The organism is Nonomuraea sp. NPDC049421 (assembly GCF_040677005.1).
Classification (GTDB): domain Bacteria; phylum Actinomycetota; class Actinomycetes; order Streptosporangiales; family Streptosporangiaceae; genus Nonomuraea; species Nonomuraea salmonea.
In genome coordinates, this window is the sequence record NZ_JBFAQA010000041.1 from 68,025 (window position 1) to 86,283 (window position 18,259).

Annotated in this window: 20 protein-coding genes and 1 pseudogene; 11 read left to right on the forward strand and 10 right to left on the reverse strand. The window is 72.2% G+C overall.

Annotated elements, in window-relative coordinates; all coding sequences use genetic code 11:
• The first annotated feature begins 13 nt into the window (after positions 1-13).
• The gene (locus AB0K18_RS45025) at positions 14-1,894 is read left to right on the forward strand and encodes an ABC transporter ATP-binding protein (protein WP_364927629.1); all 1,881 of its coding nucleotides are present in this window, start codon (positions 14-16) and stop codon (positions 1,892-1,894) included.
• On the opposite strand, the gene AB0K18_RS45030 is transcribed toward AB0K18_RS45025, so the two are convergent.
• From AB0K18_RS45030 to AB0K18_RS45040, 3 genes are all read right to left on the reverse strand, one after another.
• Complete coding sequence (locus tag AB0K18_RS45030) at positions 1,840-3,033, reverse strand: ring-hydroxylating oxygenase subunit alpha (protein ID WP_364927632.1); 1,194 nt, start codon at positions 3,031-3,033, stop codon at positions 1,840-1,842. The genes AB0K18_RS45025 and AB0K18_RS45030 overlap by 55 nt on opposite strands.
• A gap of 153 nt (positions 3,034-3,186) precedes the next feature.
• Positions 3,187-4,071 carry an aldo/keto reductase gene (locus AB0K18_RS45035; RefSeq protein WP_364927634.1) on the reverse strand — a complete coding sequence of 295 codons (885 nt, stop codon included), beginning with the start codon at positions 4,069-4,071 and terminating at the stop codon, positions 3,187-3,189.
• Positions 4,068-5,093: a hypothetical protein gene (locus AB0K18_RS45040; protein ID WP_364927636.1), complete on the reverse strand. Its 1,026-nt coding sequence runs from the start codon at positions 5,091-5,093 to the stop codon at positions 4,068-4,070. Before AB0K18_RS45040 ends, AB0K18_RS45035 begins: the two co-directional genes overlap by 4 nt.
• A 97-nt stretch (positions 5,094-5,190) precedes the next feature.
• On the opposite strand from AB0K18_RS45040, the gene AB0K18_RS45045 reads away from it, so the two are divergent.
• The 4 genes from AB0K18_RS45045 to AB0K18_RS45060 all read left to right on the forward strand — a co-directional run bounded on the left by AB0K18_RS45045 (position 5,191) and on the right by AB0K18_RS45060 (position 9,209).
• Positions 5,191-5,805, forward strand: coding sequence for a helix-turn-helix domain-containing protein (locus AB0K18_RS45045; RefSeq protein WP_364927639.1), 615 nt, complete (start codon positions 5,191-5,193; stop codon positions 5,803-5,805).
• 174 nt (positions 5,806-5,979) lie between these two features.
• The gene (locus AB0K18_RS45050) at positions 5,980-6,891 is read left to right on the forward strand and encodes a sugar ABC transporter permease (protein ID WP_364927641.1); all 912 of its coding nucleotides are present in this window, start codon (positions 5,980-5,982) and stop codon (positions 6,889-6,891) included.
• Between the two features lie 12 nt (positions 6,892-6,903).
• Positions 6,904-7,845 (forward strand): carbohydrate ABC transporter permease, encoded by a 942-nt coding sequence (locus AB0K18_RS45055; protein ID WP_364927643.1) that lies wholly within the window; start codon positions 6,904-6,906, stop codon positions 7,843-7,845.
• Positions 7,845-9,209 carry a sugar ABC transporter substrate-binding protein gene (locus tag AB0K18_RS45060; protein ID WP_364927646.1) on the forward strand — a complete coding sequence of 455 codons (1,365 nt, stop codon included), beginning with the start codon at positions 7,845-7,847 and terminating at the stop codon, positions 9,207-9,209. Before AB0K18_RS45055 ends, AB0K18_RS45060 begins: the two co-directional genes overlap by 1 nt.
• A 19-nt stretch (positions 9,210-9,228) precedes the next feature.
• Here the strand turns inward: AB0K18_RS45060 and AB0K18_RS45065 are convergent, their stop codons facing one another.
• A complete protein-coding gene (locus AB0K18_RS45065; RefSeq protein WP_364927649.1) occupies positions 9,229-9,555 on the reverse strand; it encodes a sensory rhodopsin transducer in 327 nt (108 codons plus the stop codon).
• Between the two features lie 158 nt (positions 9,556-9,713).
• On the opposite strand from AB0K18_RS45065, the gene AB0K18_RS45070 reads away from it, so the two are divergent.
• Positions 9,714-10,709 carry a zinc-binding dehydrogenase gene (locus tag AB0K18_RS45070; protein WP_364927652.1) on the forward strand — a complete coding sequence of 332 codons (996 nt, stop codon included), beginning with the start codon at positions 9,714-9,716 and terminating at the stop codon, positions 10,707-10,709.
• 33 nt (positions 10,710-10,742) lie between these two features.
• On the opposite strand, the gene AB0K18_RS45075 is transcribed toward AB0K18_RS45070, so the two are convergent.
• Both AB0K18_RS45075 and AB0K18_RS45080 read right to left on the reverse strand, forming a co-directional pair.
• Positions 10,743-11,543, reverse strand: coding sequence for an SDR family NAD(P)-dependent oxidoreductase (locus AB0K18_RS45075; protein ID WP_364927654.1), 801 nt, complete (start codon positions 11,541-11,543; stop codon positions 10,743-10,745).
• Positions 11,533-11,796 carry a hypothetical protein gene (locus AB0K18_RS45080; protein ID WP_364927657.1) on the reverse strand — a complete coding sequence of 88 codons (264 nt, stop codon included), beginning with the start codon at positions 11,794-11,796 and terminating at the stop codon, positions 11,533-11,535. Before AB0K18_RS45080 ends, AB0K18_RS45075 begins: the two co-directional genes overlap by 11 nt.
• A gap of 110 nt (positions 11,797-11,906) precedes the next feature.
• Here AB0K18_RS45080 and AB0K18_RS45085 point away from each other — a divergent pair, with 110 nt between their 5' ends.
• Positions 11,907-12,314 carry a four-helix bundle copper-binding protein gene (locus AB0K18_RS45085; protein ID WP_364927660.1) on the forward strand — a complete coding sequence of 136 codons (408 nt, stop codon included), beginning with the start codon at positions 11,907-11,909 and terminating at the stop codon, positions 12,312-12,314.
• Positions 12,315-12,354: 40 nt separating this feature from the next.
• Here the strand turns inward: AB0K18_RS45085 and AB0K18_RS45090 are convergent, their stop codons facing one another.
• Both AB0K18_RS45090 and AB0K18_RS45095 read right to left on the reverse strand, forming a co-directional pair.
• The gene (locus AB0K18_RS45090; protein ID WP_364927692.1) at positions 12,355-12,765 is read right to left on the reverse strand and encodes an ATP-binding protein; all 411 of its coding nucleotides are present in this window, start codon (positions 12,763-12,765) and stop codon (positions 12,355-12,357) included.
• Positions 12,766-12,913: 148 nt separating this feature from the next.
• Positions 12,914-13,357: a helix-turn-helix domain-containing protein gene (locus AB0K18_RS45095; RefSeq protein WP_364927663.1), complete on the reverse strand. Its 444-nt coding sequence runs from the start codon at positions 13,355-13,357 to the stop codon at positions 12,914-12,916.
• Between the two features lie 79 nt (positions 13,358-13,436).
• Between AB0K18_RS45095 and AB0K18_RS45100 the strand changes: the two genes are divergently transcribed.
• Both AB0K18_RS45100 and AB0K18_RS45105 read left to right on the forward strand, forming a co-directional pair.
• The gene (locus AB0K18_RS45100) at positions 13,437-14,708 is read left to right on the forward strand and encodes an MFS transporter (protein WP_364927666.1); all 1,272 of its coding nucleotides are present in this window, start codon (positions 13,437-13,439) and stop codon (positions 14,706-14,708) included.
• 26 nt (positions 14,709-14,734) lie between these two features.
• Positions 14,735-15,007: an MEDS domain-containing protein gene (locus AB0K18_RS45105; protein WP_364927669.1), complete on the forward strand. Its 273-nt coding sequence runs from the start codon at positions 14,735-14,737 to the stop codon at positions 15,005-15,007.
• Between the two features lie 368 nt (positions 15,008-15,375).
• Here the strand turns inward: AB0K18_RS45105 and AB0K18_RS45110 are convergent.
• Positions 15,376-15,609 (reverse strand): annotated as a pseudogene (locus AB0K18_RS45110) (MFS transporter); the annotation flags it as partial.
• Entirely contained in the window at positions 15,609-15,773 is a 165-nt protein-coding gene (locus tag AB0K18_RS45115; protein WP_364927671.1) for a hypothetical protein, read from the reverse strand. The pseudogene AB0K18_RS45110 and the gene AB0K18_RS45115, both read right to left, overlap by 1 nt.
• A 65-nt stretch (positions 15,774-15,838) precedes the next feature.
• On the opposite strand from AB0K18_RS45115, the gene AB0K18_RS45120 reads away from it, so the two are divergent.
• Positions 15,839-16,879, forward strand: a complete 1,041-nt coding sequence (locus AB0K18_RS45120) for a LacI family DNA-binding transcriptional regulator (protein WP_364927674.1) — start codon at positions 15,839-15,841, stop codon at positions 16,877-16,879.
• Positions 16,880-17,036: 157 nt separating this feature from the next.
• Positions 17,037-18,259, forward strand: a 1,223-nt coding sequence (locus AB0K18_RS45125; protein ID WP_364927677.1) for a cellulose binding domain-containing protein, incomplete at its 3' end; no start/stop codon positions are given.

Genomic DNA, 18,259 nt, shown 5'->3' on the forward strand with positions numbered 1-18,259 from the left:
TCGGGGAGGGCGGATGAGCGTGCCGGAAGTAGCTTCGGACCAAGAGACGGAGACCGGGCGGAGCTCCGCACCGCGAGCCCGGCAGGCGGCCGACGCGGGCGAGCCGTCCGTGCGCAGGTCCGCGGTCGGGCTGGCGCTGCGCCACTACCTCGGCGAGCTGCGCAGGCTGTGGCCGGTCGCGGCGCCCGCGCTGCTGATGCCCGCGCTGGGCAACATCTGCCTGTTCTACGTCGCGCCGCTCGGCGTGGCCGGGCTCGTCGGCCACCTGGCGGGCGGCGGCGACGGCACGCTGCCCGCGCTGCTGCCCTACGTGCTCGGCTTCGGCGCCGTGCTGCTGGCCGGCGAGACGCTGTGGCGGATCGGCCTGCACTTCATCAACCGCACGGACGCGCGCGGCGTCGAAAGCCTGGCCATCATGGGCATGGACGAGCTGCTGGCCAAGGACGCCGCGTTCTTCCACGACAACTTCGCCGGCGCGCTGACCAAACGGGTGCTCGGCTTCGCCGCCAGGTTCGAGGAGTTCGTCGACACGCTGACGTTCTCCGTCATGGCCAAGGTCGTGCCGCTGGTCTTCGCCTGCGTGGTCCTGTGGCAATATCACCCGCTGCTGGTGGTCGTGCTCGTCGGCCTGCTGGTCGTCACCGGCCTCCTCGTCGCGCCGCTCATCCGCCGCCGCCAGAAGCTGGTGGACGCCCGCGAGGCCGCCCGGGTGCACGTCTCGGGCCACGTCGCCGACGTGCTGTCCAACATGGACACTGTACGCGCCTTCGCCGCCGAGCGCCGCGAGGCCGCCGAGCACCGGGTGAAGCTGGCCGAGCAGCAGCGGCTCGCGCTGCGCTCATGGGACTACGGCAACCTGCGGGTCGACACCGTCGTCGCCCCGCTGTCGGTGCTCGGCAGCTCGCTCGGCCTGCTGCTCGCCGTCGCGCTGCGGGGCGGGCTCGGCGTCGAGGCGATCGTGGTGACGTTCACCTACTACACCAACGCCATCGGCATCATGTTCGAGTTCAACCAGATCTACCGGCGCATCGAGAGCGTGATCACCGAGGCCGCGCAGTTCACCGAGCTGCTGCTGACGCCGCCGAAGGTGGTCGACCCGCCCGACCCGCTGCCGCTGCGGCCGGCCGACGCGTCGGTGCGCTTCGACCGGGTGACGTTCTCGTACAAGAGCGGGCTGCCGCTGTTCCAGGACCTCGACCTCGACATCCCGGCGGGCGCGAAGATCGGGCTGGTCGGCCAGTCGGGCGGCGGCAAGACCACGCTGACCCGGCTGCTGCTGCGGTTCATGGACATCGACGCGGGCCGCATCCTCATCGGCGGCCAGGACATCTCCCGGCTGCGCCAGGCCGACCTGCGCGGCCTCATCGCGTACGTGCCGCAGGAGCCCGCCATGTTCCACCGCAGCGTGCGCGACAACATCGCCTTCGCCCGGCCCGGCGCCACCGAGGCCGAGATCCTGGCCGCGGCCGAGGCCGCGCACGTCATGGAGTTCGCCGACGCGCTGCCCGACGGCCTCGGCACGCTGGTCGGCGAGCGCGGCGTCAAGCTCTCCGGCGGCCAGCGGCAGCGCATCGCGCTGGCCCGCGCGATCCTGCGCGACGCGCCGCTCCTGCTGCTCGACGAGGCCACCAGCGCGCTCGACTCCGAGAGCGAGCTCCTCGTGCAGGAGGCGCTGTGGCGGCTCATGCAGGACCGCACCGCGGTCGTGGTCGCCCACCGGCTCAGCACGGTCGTCCGCATGGACCGCCTGGTGGTGCTCAACAAGGGCGCCATCGTCGAGCAGGGCACCCACGGCGAGCTGATCGAGGCCGACGGCGCCTACGCCCGCCTCTGGCGCCATCAGTCGGGCGGCTTCCTGGTGGACGACGACGAGGCCGGCATGGTGTCGCGCTGATCGCCGGCCAGCTCGCGCCGGTAGGCGTCGAGGACGAGACCGTGGAAGTGGTGCACCGCGTGCTCCGACAGCCCCCGGCCGCCCGGGTCGTACACGATCTTGCCCTGGGTGAAGGCCGGGGTGCGCATGCCCCGCTGCACGCTCTCCACCAGCGCGATGTCCTCGCGCTGGAGCACCTCGTCGATGTAGCGCACGCTGTCCAGCTCGGCCTCCGTCGGCTCCGCGGTCTCCAGGTAGAAGTCCCACGTCTCGCGGGTCCGCCCGGGGCCGTCGGGGACGATCTGCAGCACCATGAAGTTGCCCCGCCCCGGATAGCGCAGCAGGCAGGTGTTGGGCCAGAGCCACCACACCGCGTGCTCGGTGACGGTGGCGCCCGACACGTCGTACGCCGAGTTGCCCGCCTGGCCGGCCCGCGCCATGTGGCTGGAGTAGATGCCGTACGTGGTGACCTCGTAGGTGCTCATGTCCACCAGCGACACGAAGTCCTTGTGGGCCACGTGGCAGTGGTAGCACTCCAGGAAGTTGTCCACCACCGTCTTCCAGTCGGCGGCGATGTCGTAGGTGAGCCTGCGGGCCAGGGTCAGCTTCGCAACGTCCGGCGCCCGCTCGATGATCTCCGCCTCCAGGCCGCCCGCCTGCTCCCGCAGCGGGGCCGCCGCCGGGTCGAGGTTGACGTACACCATGCCGCCGAACTCCGTGACCCGCACCTGGTCGAGGCAGACCTTCGAGGGGTCGAAGCCGGGCATGGCGCCGGTGTGGCGGGCCCGCCGCAGCCGGCCCGTCAGGTCGAACGTCCACGCGTGGTACGGGCACACGATGCTGCGCCGCACCCCCTCGCCGGTCAGCAGCTCGTGGGCGCGGTGCTTGCACACGTTGTAGAAGGCGCGCAGGGTGCCCGCCTCGTCCCTGACCGCGACGATCGGCAGGCCCGCCACCGTGCCCGTCACGTACGCGCCGGGCACGCGCAGCCGCTCCACGTGGCACAGCCACTGCCACGACCGGGCGAAGATCGCCCGCTGGTCGATCGCATGCCAGCGGGGATCGGTGTACGCGTCGGCGTGCAGCGACATCGACAGCGCCGGATCGGGGTCGTAACCGGCGGAGATGTGGTCGAAGGCGGCTGTCGAGTCCGGCGTCACCGTGCCTCCTCGCGGGGGAGCGCGATCACCCGCGACCCTAATCAGCCGCGCGGCCCGCGACAAGCCCCGGCGATCACGGCGCGGGCGCGGGCGGCCATGGCCTCGTCCACCATCTCGCCCTGGAACGTGATCGCGCCCGCACCCCGCGCCATCTCACGGTGAGGAATGCTCCCGCCGGCCCTCCGGCGCGAGGGTGGCGAGGTCGGTGGGGGTGAGGCGGAGGCCCCCGGCGGCCGTGTTCTCGGCGAGGTGGGCGAGCGAGCCCGTGCCGGGGATGGGGAGCGTCACCGGCGAGACGGCGAGCAGCCAGGCCAGCGCGACCTGCGCCGGCGTGGCTTCGTGCCGCGCGGCGACCTCGGCCAGGCGGGACAGGTCGATCGACGGGTGCCCGCCGCCCAGCGGGAAGTACGGCACGTACGCGATGCCGGCCTCCTCGCATGCCGCAAGGACGGCCCGGTCGCCCTGGTCGTGCACGTGGAAGGCGTTCTGCACGGCCGCCACGGGCGCGACCGACCGAGCCTCGGCGAGCTGGGCCGCGCTGACGTGGCTCACCCCGAGATGCCGGATCAGCCCTTCTTCGCGCAGCTCCGCCAGGGCCGCGAACCGGTCGCCGATGGGCTCGTCACCCGGCGGCCCCAGCCCGCCGACCCGCAGGTGGACCAGGTCGAGCCGGTCCACGCCGAGCCGGCGCAGATCGTCCTCGACCAGGCCGCGCAACTGCCCGGCACGCGCCTCCCCGGCCGGTGCGAGCCCCGCGCCGAACAGCGGGCCGACCTTGGTGGCGATCACCAGCTCCTCGGGGTACGGCGCCAGCGCCCGCCTGATCAGCTCGTGCGCGCCCGCATCGCCGGCGCCGTAGAAGCCGGCCGTGTCGATGTGGTTCACACCCAGCTCCACGGCGCGGCGCAGCACCGCGACGCCCGCCTCGGGACCGCGCGCCGACCGTCCGAGCGCGAGCCGCATCGCCCCGAACCCGATCCGCCGCACCGGCGCCTCGCCGCCGAGCAGGAAGGAGGGGCCCGGCAGGTCGCCCCTCACTTGGCCGGGGCCTTCTCGTAGCAGGCCGCCACCGTGGCGAACGCGGCCTTCGGGTCCCAGGGCAGGCCGGGGTACGTCTCGCCGTCGCGGTCCTCGTACACCTTGACGACGCCGAGGCTGGCCAGGTCGAGGTCGTCGCGGGGGTCGCCGCCGGGGCGGTGCGGCAGGTCGGGGAGGGCGAAGATGTGGACGAAGGCGGCGTCCACCCCCTCGGCCTCGAAGATCTCCAGCAGCTCCCGCAGGTACGCGGCCTGCCCGGCCTCGTCGCGCGCGTACTCACCGTCGAGGCGCACGGGGGAGCCGGTGGCCTGGTCGTACTCGATGATCTCCATGCTGCGGGGCGCCACGTCGGGGGCGCCGCGCCAGGTCGCCGTGCCGAACCCGGTGATCGCCACCGGCCTGCCCTGGGCGACGAGGGCGCGCACGCCGTGCTGGAACCGGTCGGCGACCTCGGCCGAGCGGATCAGCTCGATCGTCATGACGTCGAAGAGCGACCAGTCCACGGGCTCGAACGGGATGGCCGCGTACGTGACCTTGCCGCCGAACCGCGCTCGCACCACGGCCGCGGCCTCGCCCAGGAACGCGGCCACCCGCCCGCCCGCCTCGGCGACCAGCTCGCGCCGGTTCATCAGGGCGCCGACCCGCTCCTGGAGCGTGTCACCGGGCAGGAAGCCGCGGTCCATCAGGGTCAGCTCGCACCCCGCCACGAACACGACCTCCGCGCCGCCCCGCCTGACCCGCTCCGCCCGCTCGGCGCAGTCGGCGAACAGCGCCAGCATCTCCTCGGGGTCCAGCTCCAGCGGGTACGGCGTGAACCACACCTCAAGACCCAGCTCGGCGGCCAGCCCCGCGGCGAGCTCCAGCCGCTCGGGGTCGCCGCCGACGAGCTGGACGGCGGTGCAGTGCAGGTCGTCCCGGATGATCGTCAGCTCGCGCCGGACCATGGCGGGGTCGAAGGGCCCGGATGCGCGGGTCCCGCCGGTGACGAAGCCGGTGTCGTAACTGATGCCCTTGGCTCGCATGGGCTCGTCCTTTCGCTTGGGTGGCCCTCAGCCTAGGAACAAAAGTTGCGCGCACGCAAATTTGCGTGAGCGCAACTTCTCTGCCAGAATGAGGGGCATGGCGGGGTTGCGGGAGCAGAAGAAGCAGGCCACCCGGCAGGCGCTGCGCGAGGCGGCGCTGCGCCTGGCGCTCGAACGCGGGCCCGACAACGTCCGCGTGGACGACATCGCCGAAGCCGCCGGCGTCTCGCCGAGGACGTACAACAACTACTTCGCCAGCCGCGAGCAGGCCATCGTCGCCGCCGTCACCGCCGAGCGGGAGACCCGCGTGGCGCAGGCGGTCGCGGCCAGGCCGCCGTCCGTCCGCCTGGCCGAGGCCGTCATCGACGCGATCGCCGAGCAGTACACCGACCCGGGCGAGCACCACGCCGCCGCGCTGCTGATGATCACCACCCGGCCCGCACTCAGGGAGGCGTTCGTGGCGGCTCCTGCCTCGATGGAGCTCCCCCTGGCCGAGGCGATCGCCCCCCGTGTGGCCGGCGAGGACACCGCCAGGGTCCTGGCGGCCGCCGTGGCCGCCGCCGTCCGGGTCGCTCTCGACCGCTGGGTGGGCGTCACGTCGGCGGGCGGCCTCGTCGTGCCGTCCGGCTCGCTCCCCGATCGGCTCCGCGCCGCCCTCGAGCCCCTCGTCCCGGCCCTGGACGAGGCCGAACTCCGGCGGCTTGATAGGTGATTCCGATCGCAGCGAGCCGCATCACCGTGTCCTATAAGACGTAGTTAGGACCTCTTGACACGGGATGTCATTGGGAAAGAGACTCTCCGCTAACCGTTTGGCGCGTCGGGTTGACGTGCAGAGAGGGTAGACGCGGCCCAGCGCCGATCAGCCGGTGACGGCGTAGGAGAGACCATGGCCACCCCCACCAGGCCGGCGACGACCGGCACCGCCAAGCGACCGCGCGACGACACGCGACTGGCGCTCCTGTTCATCCTCCCCGCGCTCATCGGCTTCCTGGTCTTCCTGCTCTGGCCCACGCTGCGCGGCATCTACCTGAGCTTCACCAAGTTCAACCTGCTCACGCCCTCCCGGTGGACCGGGCTGGACAACTACGTGCGCATGGTCGAGGACCCGGTGTTCTGGAACGCGCTGGGCGTGACCGTCTACTACGTGGTCGTCAACATCGGCATCCAGACGGTGCTCGCGCTGATCATCGCGGTGCTGATGCAGCGGCTGACCCGCAGGACGTGGCTGCGCGGGCTGGTGCTGACGCCCTATCTCGTCTCGAACGTGGTCGCGGCGCTGGTCTTCCTGTGGATCCTCGACTACCAGCTCGGCATCGGCAACAAGGTGCTGGAGCTGCTCGGGCTCGACAGGATCGCGTTCCTCGCCGACTCGGCCTGGGTGATCCCGACCGTCGCGCTCATCAACGTCTGGCGGCACGTCGGCTACACCGCCCTGCTGATCTTCGCCGGCCTGCAGACCATCCCCCCGACCCTGTACGAGGCCGGCCGCATGGACGGCGCCTCCGAGCTGCGCATGTTCAGGAGCATCACGCTGCCGCTGCTGCGCCCCGTCACCGCCGTCGTGCTGATCATCAGCGTGGTCGGCTCGTTCCAGGTGTTCGACACCATCGCGATCGCGACCAGGGGCGGCCCGGTCAACTCCTCGAAGGTGCTGCAGTACTACATCTACGAGGCCGCGTTCAACCGCTTCCAGTTCGGCTACGCCTCGGCGATGTCCGTCGCGCTGCTGATCGTCCTCATGATCATCACGTTCCTGCAATACCGGCTCACCCGGGCCGGCAGCTCCGACCTGGCCTAGGGAGAGTGTGACATGGCGACCGTCATGGCCCCCGCCCCGAGCGACGCCCCCGCCGCCGGCCAGGAGCCGCCGCGCAGACCCCGGCCGGGCATCGGCCGGATCATCGCCTGGACGTTCATGGTCCTGGTGATCATCGGCAGCCTGTTCCCGTTCTACTGGGTGCTGCGCACCGCGCTGTCCGACAACAACGCGCTCTACGCGGGCGGCGACAGCCTGCTGCCGGTGCGGTTCTCGTGGGGCGGCTTCGAGCGCGTCTTCGGCCTGCAGACCGGGCAGGAGGCCATCGACGCGGGGGGATCGGGACAGCCCATCGCGTTCTGGCGCTACCTGCTCAACTCGGTGCTGGTCGCGACCCTGGTCACGGCCGGGCAGGTGTTCTTCTCCTCGATGGCCGCCTACGCCTTCGCCCGGCTGCGCTGGCGTTACCGCGAGCAGGTGTTCGCGGTCTTCCTGGCCGGCCTGATGGTTCCGGCGATCTTCACGCTGCTGCCGAACTTCGTGCTCATCAAGGAGCTCGGCCTCATCGACACCGTGCTCGGCATCGCGCTGCCGACGATGCTCATGACCCCGTTCGCGGTGTTCTTCCTGCGGCAGTTCTTCCTCGGGATCTCCCGCGAGGTGGAGGAGGCCGCGCTGGTGGAGGGCGCGTCGAGGACGCGCATCTTCTTCCGGCTCATCCTGCCGATCTCGGCCGCGCCCATCTCGACGCTGTCGATCCTCACCTACATCACCTCCTGGAACGAGTACTTCTGGCCGCTCATGGTCAGCTACACCGACAAGTCGCGCGTGCTCACCGTGGCGCTCGGCGTGTTCAAGTCGCAGAAGCCACAGGCCGGCCCCGACTGGGCGGGACTGATGGCGGCCACGCTGGTGGCGGCGCTGCCGATGTTGCTGCTCTTCTTCGTCTTCGCCCGCCGCATCGTCAACTCCATCGGCTTCAGCGGGATCAAGTGATGCTCAGAAGAATCCTCCTGTCCGCGCTTCTGCTGACCACCACCGCCGCCTGCGGCGCGGGCGGCACCGGCGGCGCCAACGGCACCATCGAGTACTGGCTGTGGGACTCCGCGCAGCAGCCCGGATACCAGAAGTGCGCCGACGCCTTCGAGCAGCAGAACCCCGGCCTGCGCATCAACATCTCCCAGTACGGCTGGGAGGACTACTGGTCGAAGCTGACCGCCAGCTTCATCGCCGACACCGCGCCCGACGTCTTCACCGACCACCTGACCAAGTTCCCCCAGTTCGTGGACCTGCAGGTGCTGCGCCCGCTGGACGACCTCGGCCCGACCAGCGACATCAAGGACTCCGACTACCAGGCCGGCCTGGCCGAGCTGTGGAAGGGCAAGGACGGCAAGCGGTACGGCGCCCCGAAGGACTGGGACACCATCGCGATGTTCTACAACGCCACCGCGCTCAAGGACGCCGGCATCTCCCCGGAGACGCTCGGCGAGCTGACCTGGAACCCGCGCGACGGCGGCACGTTCGAGAAGACGATCGCGCACCTGACCATCGACCAGAACGGCGTGCGCGGAGACGAGCCAGGCTTCGACAAGACCAAGGTCAAGACGTACGGGCTCGCGGCCAACGGCGCCGGCGGCGACAACTGGGGCCAGACGCAGTGGTCGGCCTTCACCGGCAGCGTCGGCTGGCAGCCCACCGACAGGAACCCCTGGGGCACCCGCTTCAAGCTCGACGACCCGGTGCTGCAGGAGACCCTCGACTGGTACTTCGGGCTGGTGAAGAAGGGGTACATGGCGAGCTACGCGGCGATCGGCGGCAGCAACGCGATCACCGCCGACAAGCAGATCCAGTCGGGCATCGCCGCGATGGGCTTCGACGGCTCGTGGACGATCTCGTCGTTCACCAAGCTCACCGACGCCGAGGGCAGGAAGCTGGACATCGGCGTCGCGCCCAACCCGATCGGGCCGTCGGGGAAGCGGGCCTCCATGTTCAACGGGCTCGCCGACTCCGTCACCACGTTCTCCAAGCAGCCGGAGAACGCCGCGAAGTGGGTCAAGTTCCTGTCCGGCGAGGAGTGCCAGAACCTCATCGGCCGCTCCGGCGTGGTCTTCCCCGCCCGGCCGTCGGGGACCGAGCTGGCCATCGAGTACAACAAGAAGGAACGCGGGCTCGACGTGTCGGCCTTCACCGACCACATCGAGAACCACACCACGTTCCCGCTGCCGGTGACCTCCAACGCGGCCGACATCGCGGCGCTCTCGCAACCCGCCTTCGACGCCGTCTACCTGGGCCAGGCCCCCGCCAGCTCGCTCACCCACCTCAACGACCAGCTGAACGAGCTGTTCAAGGTGGCCGGCTGACCCGCGTCCGCGAGCGGCGCTAGGCCGCCGGGCGGCTCAGTTCGGGCGCGTGTCGGCCCGCCCGGTGCGGCTGCACGAGCACCGGCGCGTCCGACACCACCACGACGGTGTACGCCGGCCCCGCCGCCATGGTTCCCGCTTGGTCCATCAGGTCCTTCACCACGGACGACCGTGTGCGCCGGGGCGGGATCGTCAGCCGGATCGGCCCGCGCGGCCGGTCGCCCTCCGTGCACAGCGTCACCTCGACGTGGGCGGGGCCGGGGCTGAGGTTGAGCAGGCTCAGCCGGTCTCCCGGCCGGCATCCGTCGGTGATCGTCATCTTCCAGCTTCCCGCCATGGTGCTCATGCGTGCTCCCGTCCTCCTGCTGCGGCAGGAGAGCCGCTACCCAGGCACGGCACGAACTATCACCCCCGTCGCATGGCCCGGGCGGCACGCGGGCAGGGAACCTCATGTGACCCGCCTGACCAGGGCAGACGTCTCCCGACGGAAGGACCGCACGCCGCATGAGAGCCGCCGTACTGCACGATCACAGCGCGCCGCCGCGTTACGGCGAGTTCGACGACCCGCGCCCGTCGGGGGACGCCGTGGTCGTCGACGTCGAGGCGGCCGGCCTCAACCACCTCGACCTGGCCAAGGCGTCGGGCACCTTCTACACCGGGCCGCCGCCCCTGCCGTCGGTCGTCGGGAGCGACGGGGTGGGCCGCCTGCCGGACGGGCGCCGGGTGTTCTTCGACACGGTCGTCCCGCCGTACGGGGCGCTGGCCGAACGCGTCCTGGTGCCGTCCGGGGCGCTGTTCGACGTCGCCGACGGCGTCGACGGCACGCTCGCCGCGGCGCTCGGCAACAGCGGCCTGGCCGCGTGGCTGGCCCTTGAGTGGCGCGCCGGCCTGCGGCCGGGGGAGACCGTCCTCGTGCTGGGCGCGACCGGCACGGTGGGCACCGCCGCGGTCCAGATCGCCCGTGCCCTCGGCGCCGGCCGCGTGATCGCCGCCGCCCGCTCCAGCGCCCGCCTCCACCACCTGAACGCGGACGCCCACGTCGAACTCACCGGCGACACGGGGGACGTGGCCGCCGCCATGCGTGCGGCCGCGGGCGGCGGGGTGGACGGCGGGGTGGACGGCGGGGTGGACGGTGGGGCGGACGGTGGGGCGGACGGTGGGGTGGACGTCATCATCGACCCGCTGTGGGGGCCGCCCGCGCTGGCGGCGATGGGCGCGGCCCGGCACGGCGCCCGGTTCGTCCAGCTCGGGCAGCAGGCCGCCACCGCGATCGAGCTGCCCGCCCCGCTCGTCCGCTCGGCCGCGCTCGACATCAGGGGCTTCGCGGTCTTCCACGCGCCCACCGACGTCCGGCGCGACGCCTACCTGCGGATGACCGAGCTGGCCGCGTCCGGCGGCCTCACCCTGGACGTGCAGGTCGTCCCGCTCGAGGACATCGCCGCCGCCTGGGAACGCCAGCGCACCGGCGCCGGCGTCAAGCTCGTCATCGCCTGCCACTGAGCCGGCGACCACCGTCAGCGAAACCAGGGAGCGTCAATCGTTGCCGGAGCCGGGCTCCGACAGGTGGCGGTGGGCCTTGGCCTTGGCCGTCTCCGGCATGAGCTTGGCGGCGCCGGCCATCACCTTGTTCTTGGCAGACCCGGCGACCACGTGGTCCTTGCCGCTCATCAGCGCCTCGTACGCCTGCTCGGCCACCTGCGCGGGGTCGTCCTTCTTCGAGCTGCCGAGCCGGGTGTCCTCGAGACCGGCGCGTTCGAAGAACTCGGTCTCGGTGGGGCCGGGCATCAGCGCGGTCACCGTGACGCCGTGGTCCTTCAGCTCCTCGCGCAGCGCCTCGGAGAACGACAGCAGGAACGCCTTCGACGCCGCGTACGTGGCCTCGAAGGGCCCCGGCTGGGTGGCGGCGATCGACGAGGTGAACAGCACCCGGCCCTGCCGCCGCGCCGCCATGTCGCGTACGCACAGCTTGGCCAGATGGACCGCGGACCGCACGTTCAGGTCGACCAGCCGCAGGTCGGCGTCAAGCTCCGTCTCGGTGAACGGCCCGCCGACCCCGACCCCCGCGTTGATCGCGAGCACCTGGAGCGGACGGCCGTCGTCCACGACGGCCGCGTAGAGCCGTTCGACGCCGTTGTGCGTGGTGAGATCGGCCTGTACACCCTGCACGGACGCCCCCGGCCGGCGCAGCTCCGAGGCCGTGCCGGCGATGCCGGGATCCTCGGCGTTGATGATCAGGTCGAAGCCGTGGCCGGCGAACTGCCTGGCCAGCTCGTACCCGATGCCGCTGGACGCCCCGGTGACCAGTGCGAGCGGCCGGCCCGCGTCAACGCTCATGATGACGGATCCTCTCGTGCGTGCTCTGACACCGCCTGCCCAGCACGGGGACGCTCACGCCTCTCGACAGCCGGGCCCGCACCAGCCGCGCGGCGACGACGGCGCCGCAGGCCCCGGCGAGCAGCGCGGCCACGACAGCCGGAGCCGGTGCGCGGCGCCCGGTCATGCTTCCCGTGATGACGGCGGCGGTCTCGGCGGCGGCCTGCCGATCGAGCCCCCGCGCGCGCTCGTCCTCGCCCTGATGACGTGTCATCCCATGACCTCCTTCGTTACGCGTTCGACAGCCCGCCATACCCCGGACCGGGCCGGGTTAGCGGGCCCCGCAAGCTGGGTAGCTGCGGTGGCTCGCGAACGGGAGGCGACATGACTTCACAGGTGGCGGAGATGCTCTCCGCGTATCCGCAGGACCTCGGCCGCGTCGACCAGGACAGGCTCATCAGGTGCATCGAGCAGTGCATGAGCTGCGCCCAGGCGTGTACGGCGTGCGCCGACGCCTGCCTGAGCGAGCCCGAGGTCGCGGAGCTGGCCAAGTGCGTCCGCAGCGACCTCGACTGCGCCGACCTGTGCGAGGCGACGGCCCGGGTGCTGTCGCGGCACACCGGCTACGACGCCAACCTGACCAGGACCGTCCTGGAGGCGTGCGCCCAGGCGTGCAAGGCGTGCGGCGACGAGTGCGCCCGCCACGACCACCATCCGCACTGCGTGACGTGCGCCCAGGCGTGCCGCGACTGCGAGCAGGCGTGCCGCGAGCTGATGGCCACCCTGGGGTGAGCACGGCTCAGAAGCGGCTTAGAAGCGGCTCAGAAGCGGCTCAGAAGCGCCGGGGCAGGGCGTCGTCGGGGCCGAAGCGCATGAACAGCTCCAGCCGCGACCGCCCGCCGGGATGGTCGAGCACCACGCGGTCGCAGACCCGCTGGATGACGAACAGGCCCAGGCCGCGACGGGGCGGCCAGGGCGGGGTGCGTCGGAGGTGTTCGTGGGTTAACGAGCCGCGCTCGTCCACGACGTGCACGGTGATGCCGTCGAGGTCGCGGCGGGCGCTCACCGTGCCCGCCGCCTGGGCGTGTTCGAGCACGTTGCTGGCCGCCTCGCTGACCGCGAGGACGAGCGCCTCCGTACGGTGCCTGCTCAGGCCGGCCTTCAGGGCGAACGTGCCCATCAGCTCGCGGAGCAGGGCGAGGTTGTCGTCGATCGGTACGTGCAGGCCGTAGGACTCGCCCATGGTCACCGCCTGATCCATCCCATCGGCCGCTCTTGTGGTAAGTGCACTGCACAAAATCCTAAGCGCGGTCGTGCGGCGATCGTTCGCCTGTTCACGGAAAGGTCTCCGGTGAGCGCGTCTGACCTGAGCCGCCGGACAGGGTGCGCCGCTATCCGGCCTTCCGCACGCGGGTGGTGCCGGTGTCCAGAATGCTGCCGTCGGCGCCGACCGGCGTCAGCTCGGGCACGGGGTCGCCGTGCTGATCCACCAGCGTGGAGTGGGCCTCGCCCGGCTCGAAGGCGTGGCGTTCGCCCCACTGCCGCAGGGTGACGATGACGGGGAAGAGGTCGCGGCCCGCGTCGGTGAGCACGTATTCCTGGCGGCGGCCCGACGGTGCCGCGCGCCGGGCGAGCAGGCCGTGAGCGGTCAGCCTGCGCAGGCGGTCGGTGAGGATGTTGCGGGCGATGCCGGTGCGGCGCTGGAACTCGGTGAACGATCGCGCCCCGTCCATCGCGTCCCTGATGACGAGCAGGCTCCACCGGTCGCCGACCAGGTCGAGCGTGCGGGCGACGGGGCAGCTCGGGTCGGTCCAGCCGGGGTCCGTGGCGCTCATGTCACCTTCCTATCGGTTGCCTTTTGAAACCATTATGCCCTACGGTCGAGATTGGTTTCGATGTGCAACTGATCGGGGGATGGCGATGGACGGGTGGCGGCGGGCGCTGCTCGCGGTGGTGTGCGGCGTCGCGGTGGCGGGCGTCTACGCCGCCCAGCCGGTGCTGGAGCAGATGGGACGCGACCTCGGCGTGCCGGCGGAGCGCGCCGGGTGGATCGTCGCCATCGGCCAGATCGGCTATCTCGCCGGGCTGGTGCTGCTGGTGCCGCTCGGCGACGTGCTCGACAGGCGCCGGCTCATCGCCGCGCACCTGGTGCTCACCGGCGCCGGCACGGCCCTGACCGCGCTGGCGCAGGCCGGGTGGGTGGCGTTCGCCGGGCTAGCGACGGCCGGTCTGTTCGCGGTCGTGGTGCAGACCACGGTGGCGTACGTGGCCGCGGTCGCACCGCCCGCCGAACGCGGACGCAGCATCGGCGTCGTCACCTCGGGCGTGGTGGCCGGCATCCTCGGCGCGCGGGTGGTGACCGGCGTGCTCGCCGAGATGTGGGGCTGGCGCAGCGTCTACGCCGCACTCGCGGTCCTGTCACTCGCCCTCGCCGCCCTCGTCCGCACCGCCCTCCCACCCGACGACCGCCCAGGCCGGATGGCGGCCGCGCGCCGCATGCCGGTCGGGGAGCGCCCGGGCCGGGCCGTGGTCACGGGGCGCGTGACGGCCGGGAGGCTGTTTCTGACGCGAGTGCCGTTCGGGGAGCGGCTCTTTCTGACGCGGGGGCTCATCACGTTCTTTCTGTTCGCCTCGTTCGGCACGTTGTGGAGTGGGCTGGCCCTGCCGCTGGCGGGCGACCCCTGGCGGCTGGAGGAGAGCCAGATCGGGTTGTTCGGCGTCGCCGGGCTCGCCGGCGCCCTGGGCGCGGCCCGGGCGGGACGCTGGGCCGACGCCGGACGCGCCGCGCCCGTCACCGGCATCGCACTGGCCCTGCTCATCGGCTCGTGGGCGGCGATCGGCCAGCTGCGCTGGTCCCTGTGGCTGCTCATCGCCGGGATCGTGGTGCTGGACTTCGCCGTCCAGGTCGTCCACGTGAGCAACCAGCACCGGCTCACCGCCGCGTACCCCGGCAGGACCAGCGGCGTCGTCGGCGGCTACATGATCTTCTACTCGCTCGGCTCCGCGCTCGGCGCGGCCACGACCACCGCCGTCTTCTCCGCCCACGGCTGGACGGGCGCCAGCCTCCTCGGCGCCGGCTTCGCGGCCTGCGCCCTGGCCGTCTGGGCGGCCGATCGCCGCCTCGTACGGGAAAGGGCACGTACCCAGAAGACACCATCGACGGTGCGAGGCCGCGGCCTAGGATGAGGGAACCTGGGTGGGGAGGCAGCACGATGTCGGTGCAGGCGACAGCGCGCGCGGGAGACCATGTCGCTGCCCGTTTCGACCCCGTACGCCTGCACACCACCTGCCACGACGCCACCCAGGCCGCGCTGGTCGCCGGTCACCCGGGACTGTGGGTGGCGGTGGGCATGAGCTGGGCCCGTCCGAGCGTCGTGGACCCCGAGTCGCTCGTGGCGTTCGAGGCCGCCTCGATCACCCTGTTCACCCAGGCCACGCTCACGGCGCTGTGCGCGTTCGACACCCGTGTCTCGACCTCCGTCTGACCCCGCTCGGCCGTCCACCGGTCAGGCGTTCTCCGGGACGGCGGGTTCCGCTGCCGGCACCGCCAGCACGGCCACGGTGGCCAGGGCGCCCCGGCGCTCCGGCGGCCCCGCGGCGGCCCCACGGTGGCCAGCAGGCTCGAGACGGTCGGGGTGAGCAGGCCGTGCCCGGCGGCCAGCAGGCACACGGCCGCGAGCCCCTGCCACCACACCCCGGAGACGGCCACCCCGGCCATGCACAGCGAAATGACGACCGCGCCCGCCGCCGCGACCCGCCCGTCCCCGAGCCGGCGCGCCAGCCACGGCACCAGCGGGACGGCGTCGACGGCCCGGGCCGCTCCGGCCTCTGAGCCGGCGAGGCGGGTGGCGGGGCGGCGGGTGGGTTCGGGGAGCCAGAAGAGGGCGGCGAACAGGTTGACGGCGGCCAGTGCGGCCGCCGCGTACGCGCAGGCACCGAACCCGAGCGGCGCCGGCAGGCCGCCCAGCGCGGGCCCCAGGACGAAGGCCATCCCGATGGAGGCCCCCATCTGCGCCATCGCCCCGGTACGCCGCTCCTCCGGCACCACGTCCGCCAGATACGCCTGCGCCACCGAGTAGGAGCTCATCAGCGCCCCGAACCACACCCCCCGGTGGCGCCGAGTTCGGTGGCATAGAACGGCAGCGCGGGCAGGATCAGCGTGAAGCCCAGCAGGTCGACGAAGACCGTGGCCGAGATGATCAGCTGCGCCGGGCGACGCATCGTGTCCCCCTTCGTGGTCGCGCCATCCACGGCGTGCATGCTACAGCGCGTCATAAGCGCCCTCTCGTGCGCGGCGAGCCCGGTATGGTGCTGCGGTGAATGGGGACGCTCCGCTCGATTCCACCCGCCGCCCCGGCATGCGCCAGGTCGCGAAGGAGGCCGGCGTCTCGCCCACGACCGTGAGCAACGTGCTCAACAGCCCCGAGCTCGTCGCGGAGGAGACCCGCCGCCGGGTGCACGCGGCGATGGAACGCATCGGCTACCTCCCCGACAACGCCGCCCGCCGGTTACGCGGCCTGCCGAGCCCGCTGGTGGGCGCGGTCACGCTCGACATCGCGGGCCCGTTCTTCACCGAGGTGTGCCGCGGCGTCGAGGACCGCCTGCTGCAGGACGGCTGCATGCTCATGACCTGCAGCACCGACCTGCAGCCCGGCCGCGAGCGCCACTACCTGCAGGAGCTGGAGAAGCAGCGGGTGCGCGGCGTGCTCATCACCCCCGTCGAGGACGACCTCGGCCCGCTGGTCGCCCTGGCTGGCCGCGGGGTCCCGGTGGTGCTGCTCGACCACCGCTCCGACGGCCGGCTGTGCTCGGTGTCGATCGACAACCGGTGGGGCGGCGAGCAGGTGGCGGCGCACCTCATCGCGCTGGGGCACCGGCGCATCGCGCTGCTCGGCGCGGCCATCGAGGTGCAGCAGACGGCCGAGCGGCACGCGGGGGTGCGCAGGGCGTTCGTCAAGGCGGGACTCGACCCCGACCAGGGTGTGCTGGAGGTACGGGTGCCGTCGCCCGACATCACGGTGACCGCCGCGGCGGCCCTGGAGGACGTGCTGGGCGCGGCGGACCCGCCGACCGCGATCGTCTGCCTCAACGACACGGCGGCGCTCGGCGTGATCGGCGGCCTGCGCGAGCGCGGCATCGCGGTTCCGGGGGAGATGTCGGTCGTGGGGTACGACGACGTGGCGTTCGCCGCCCAGCTCGCCCCGCCGCTGACCACGGTGTGGCAGCCGAAGCGCGAGCTGGGCAGGGTCGCCGCGGAGCTGCTGCTGGACGAGTCGCGGCCCGGCCACCGGCACCAGAAGCTGGTCTACCGGCCGCGCCTGGTGGTCCGCGACTCGACGGCCCCGCCGCGCCGCTGAGGCTCCGAAAGTTTCAGCGCCGCCGGCCGGGCTTCCGGCCGCTGACCTGAAAGGTAACAACCGCCGCACGGCGGCGGCAGGTCCGATCGTTGACACCCTGAACAGGCCCTTCTTACGGTGTGGGCGCCTCAGCATCCGTACGGCGATTGGACGCTCAATGAAACGTTTACCCCGTTCCGCGCTGCTGTCCGCAGGGCTCGCCGGCGCCGTGTTCGTGGCGGCGGGCGCCGCCGGTCTGCAGACGTCCGCGGCCGCCGCAGTGGCCTGCGAGGTGGACTACGCCGTGGCCACGCAGTGGTCCGACGGGTTCACCGGCAGCGTGACCATCCGCAACGTGGGCGACGCGATCGACGGCTGGCGGCTGGACTGGTCGTTCACCGCCGGGCAGCGGATCACGCAGGCGTGGAACGCCACCGCCACGCAGAGCGGCGCCGACGTACGGGCCGAGGACGCGGGATACAACGCCGTGATCCCGAGCGGCGGCAGCACCACGTTCGGCTTCAACGCGTCGTGGAGCGGCTCGAACCCGGCGCCCGCCGCGTTCACGCTGAACGGCGTCGCCTGCACCGGCGAGTCGGGCGAGCCCACGCCCACCATCACGCCGACGCCGGACCCGGAGGACCCGGAGGGCGGCAAGCAGGCCGAGGACCTGGACAGGGGGCTGATCAGCGTACGGTCGGGCAGCGGCAACCTGGTCTCCTGGCGGCTGCTGGGCGCCGAACCGCGCGAGACGGCCTTCGCCGTCTACCGGGGCGGCACCCGCGTCGCCACCGTCACCGACTCCACCAACTACCTGGACGCGGGCGCTCCGTCCGACGCCTCCTACACGGTCAGGCCGGTCACCGGCGGCGCCGAGGGCCCGGCGTCGGAGCCCTCGCTGCGCTTCGCCAGCGGCTACCTCGACGTGCCGATCTCCCCGCCGAGCGGCGGCCACCACGCCAACGACGCCAGTGTCGGGGACCTCGACGGAGACGGCCGGCTCGACCTCGTGCTGAAGTGGGAGGCGAACAACTCCAAGGACAACTCCCAGTCCGGCACCACCGACCCGGTCTACATCGACGGCATCAAGCTCGACGGCACCCGCCTGTGGCGGATCAACCTGGGCCGCAACATCCGCGCGGGCGCGCACTACACGCAGTTCCAGGTCTACGACTACGACGGCGACGGCCGGGCCGAGGTGGCCATGAAGACGGCCGACGGCACCGTGGACGGGCGCGGCACGGTGATCGGCAACGCGAGCGCGGATCACCGCAACTCCAGCGGCTACATCCTGTCGGGCCCTGAGTACCTGACGATGTTCAACGGCCAGACCGGCGCCGCGATGTCCACGGTGAACTACGACCCGCCGCGCGGCACCGTCTCCTCCTGGGGCGACAACTA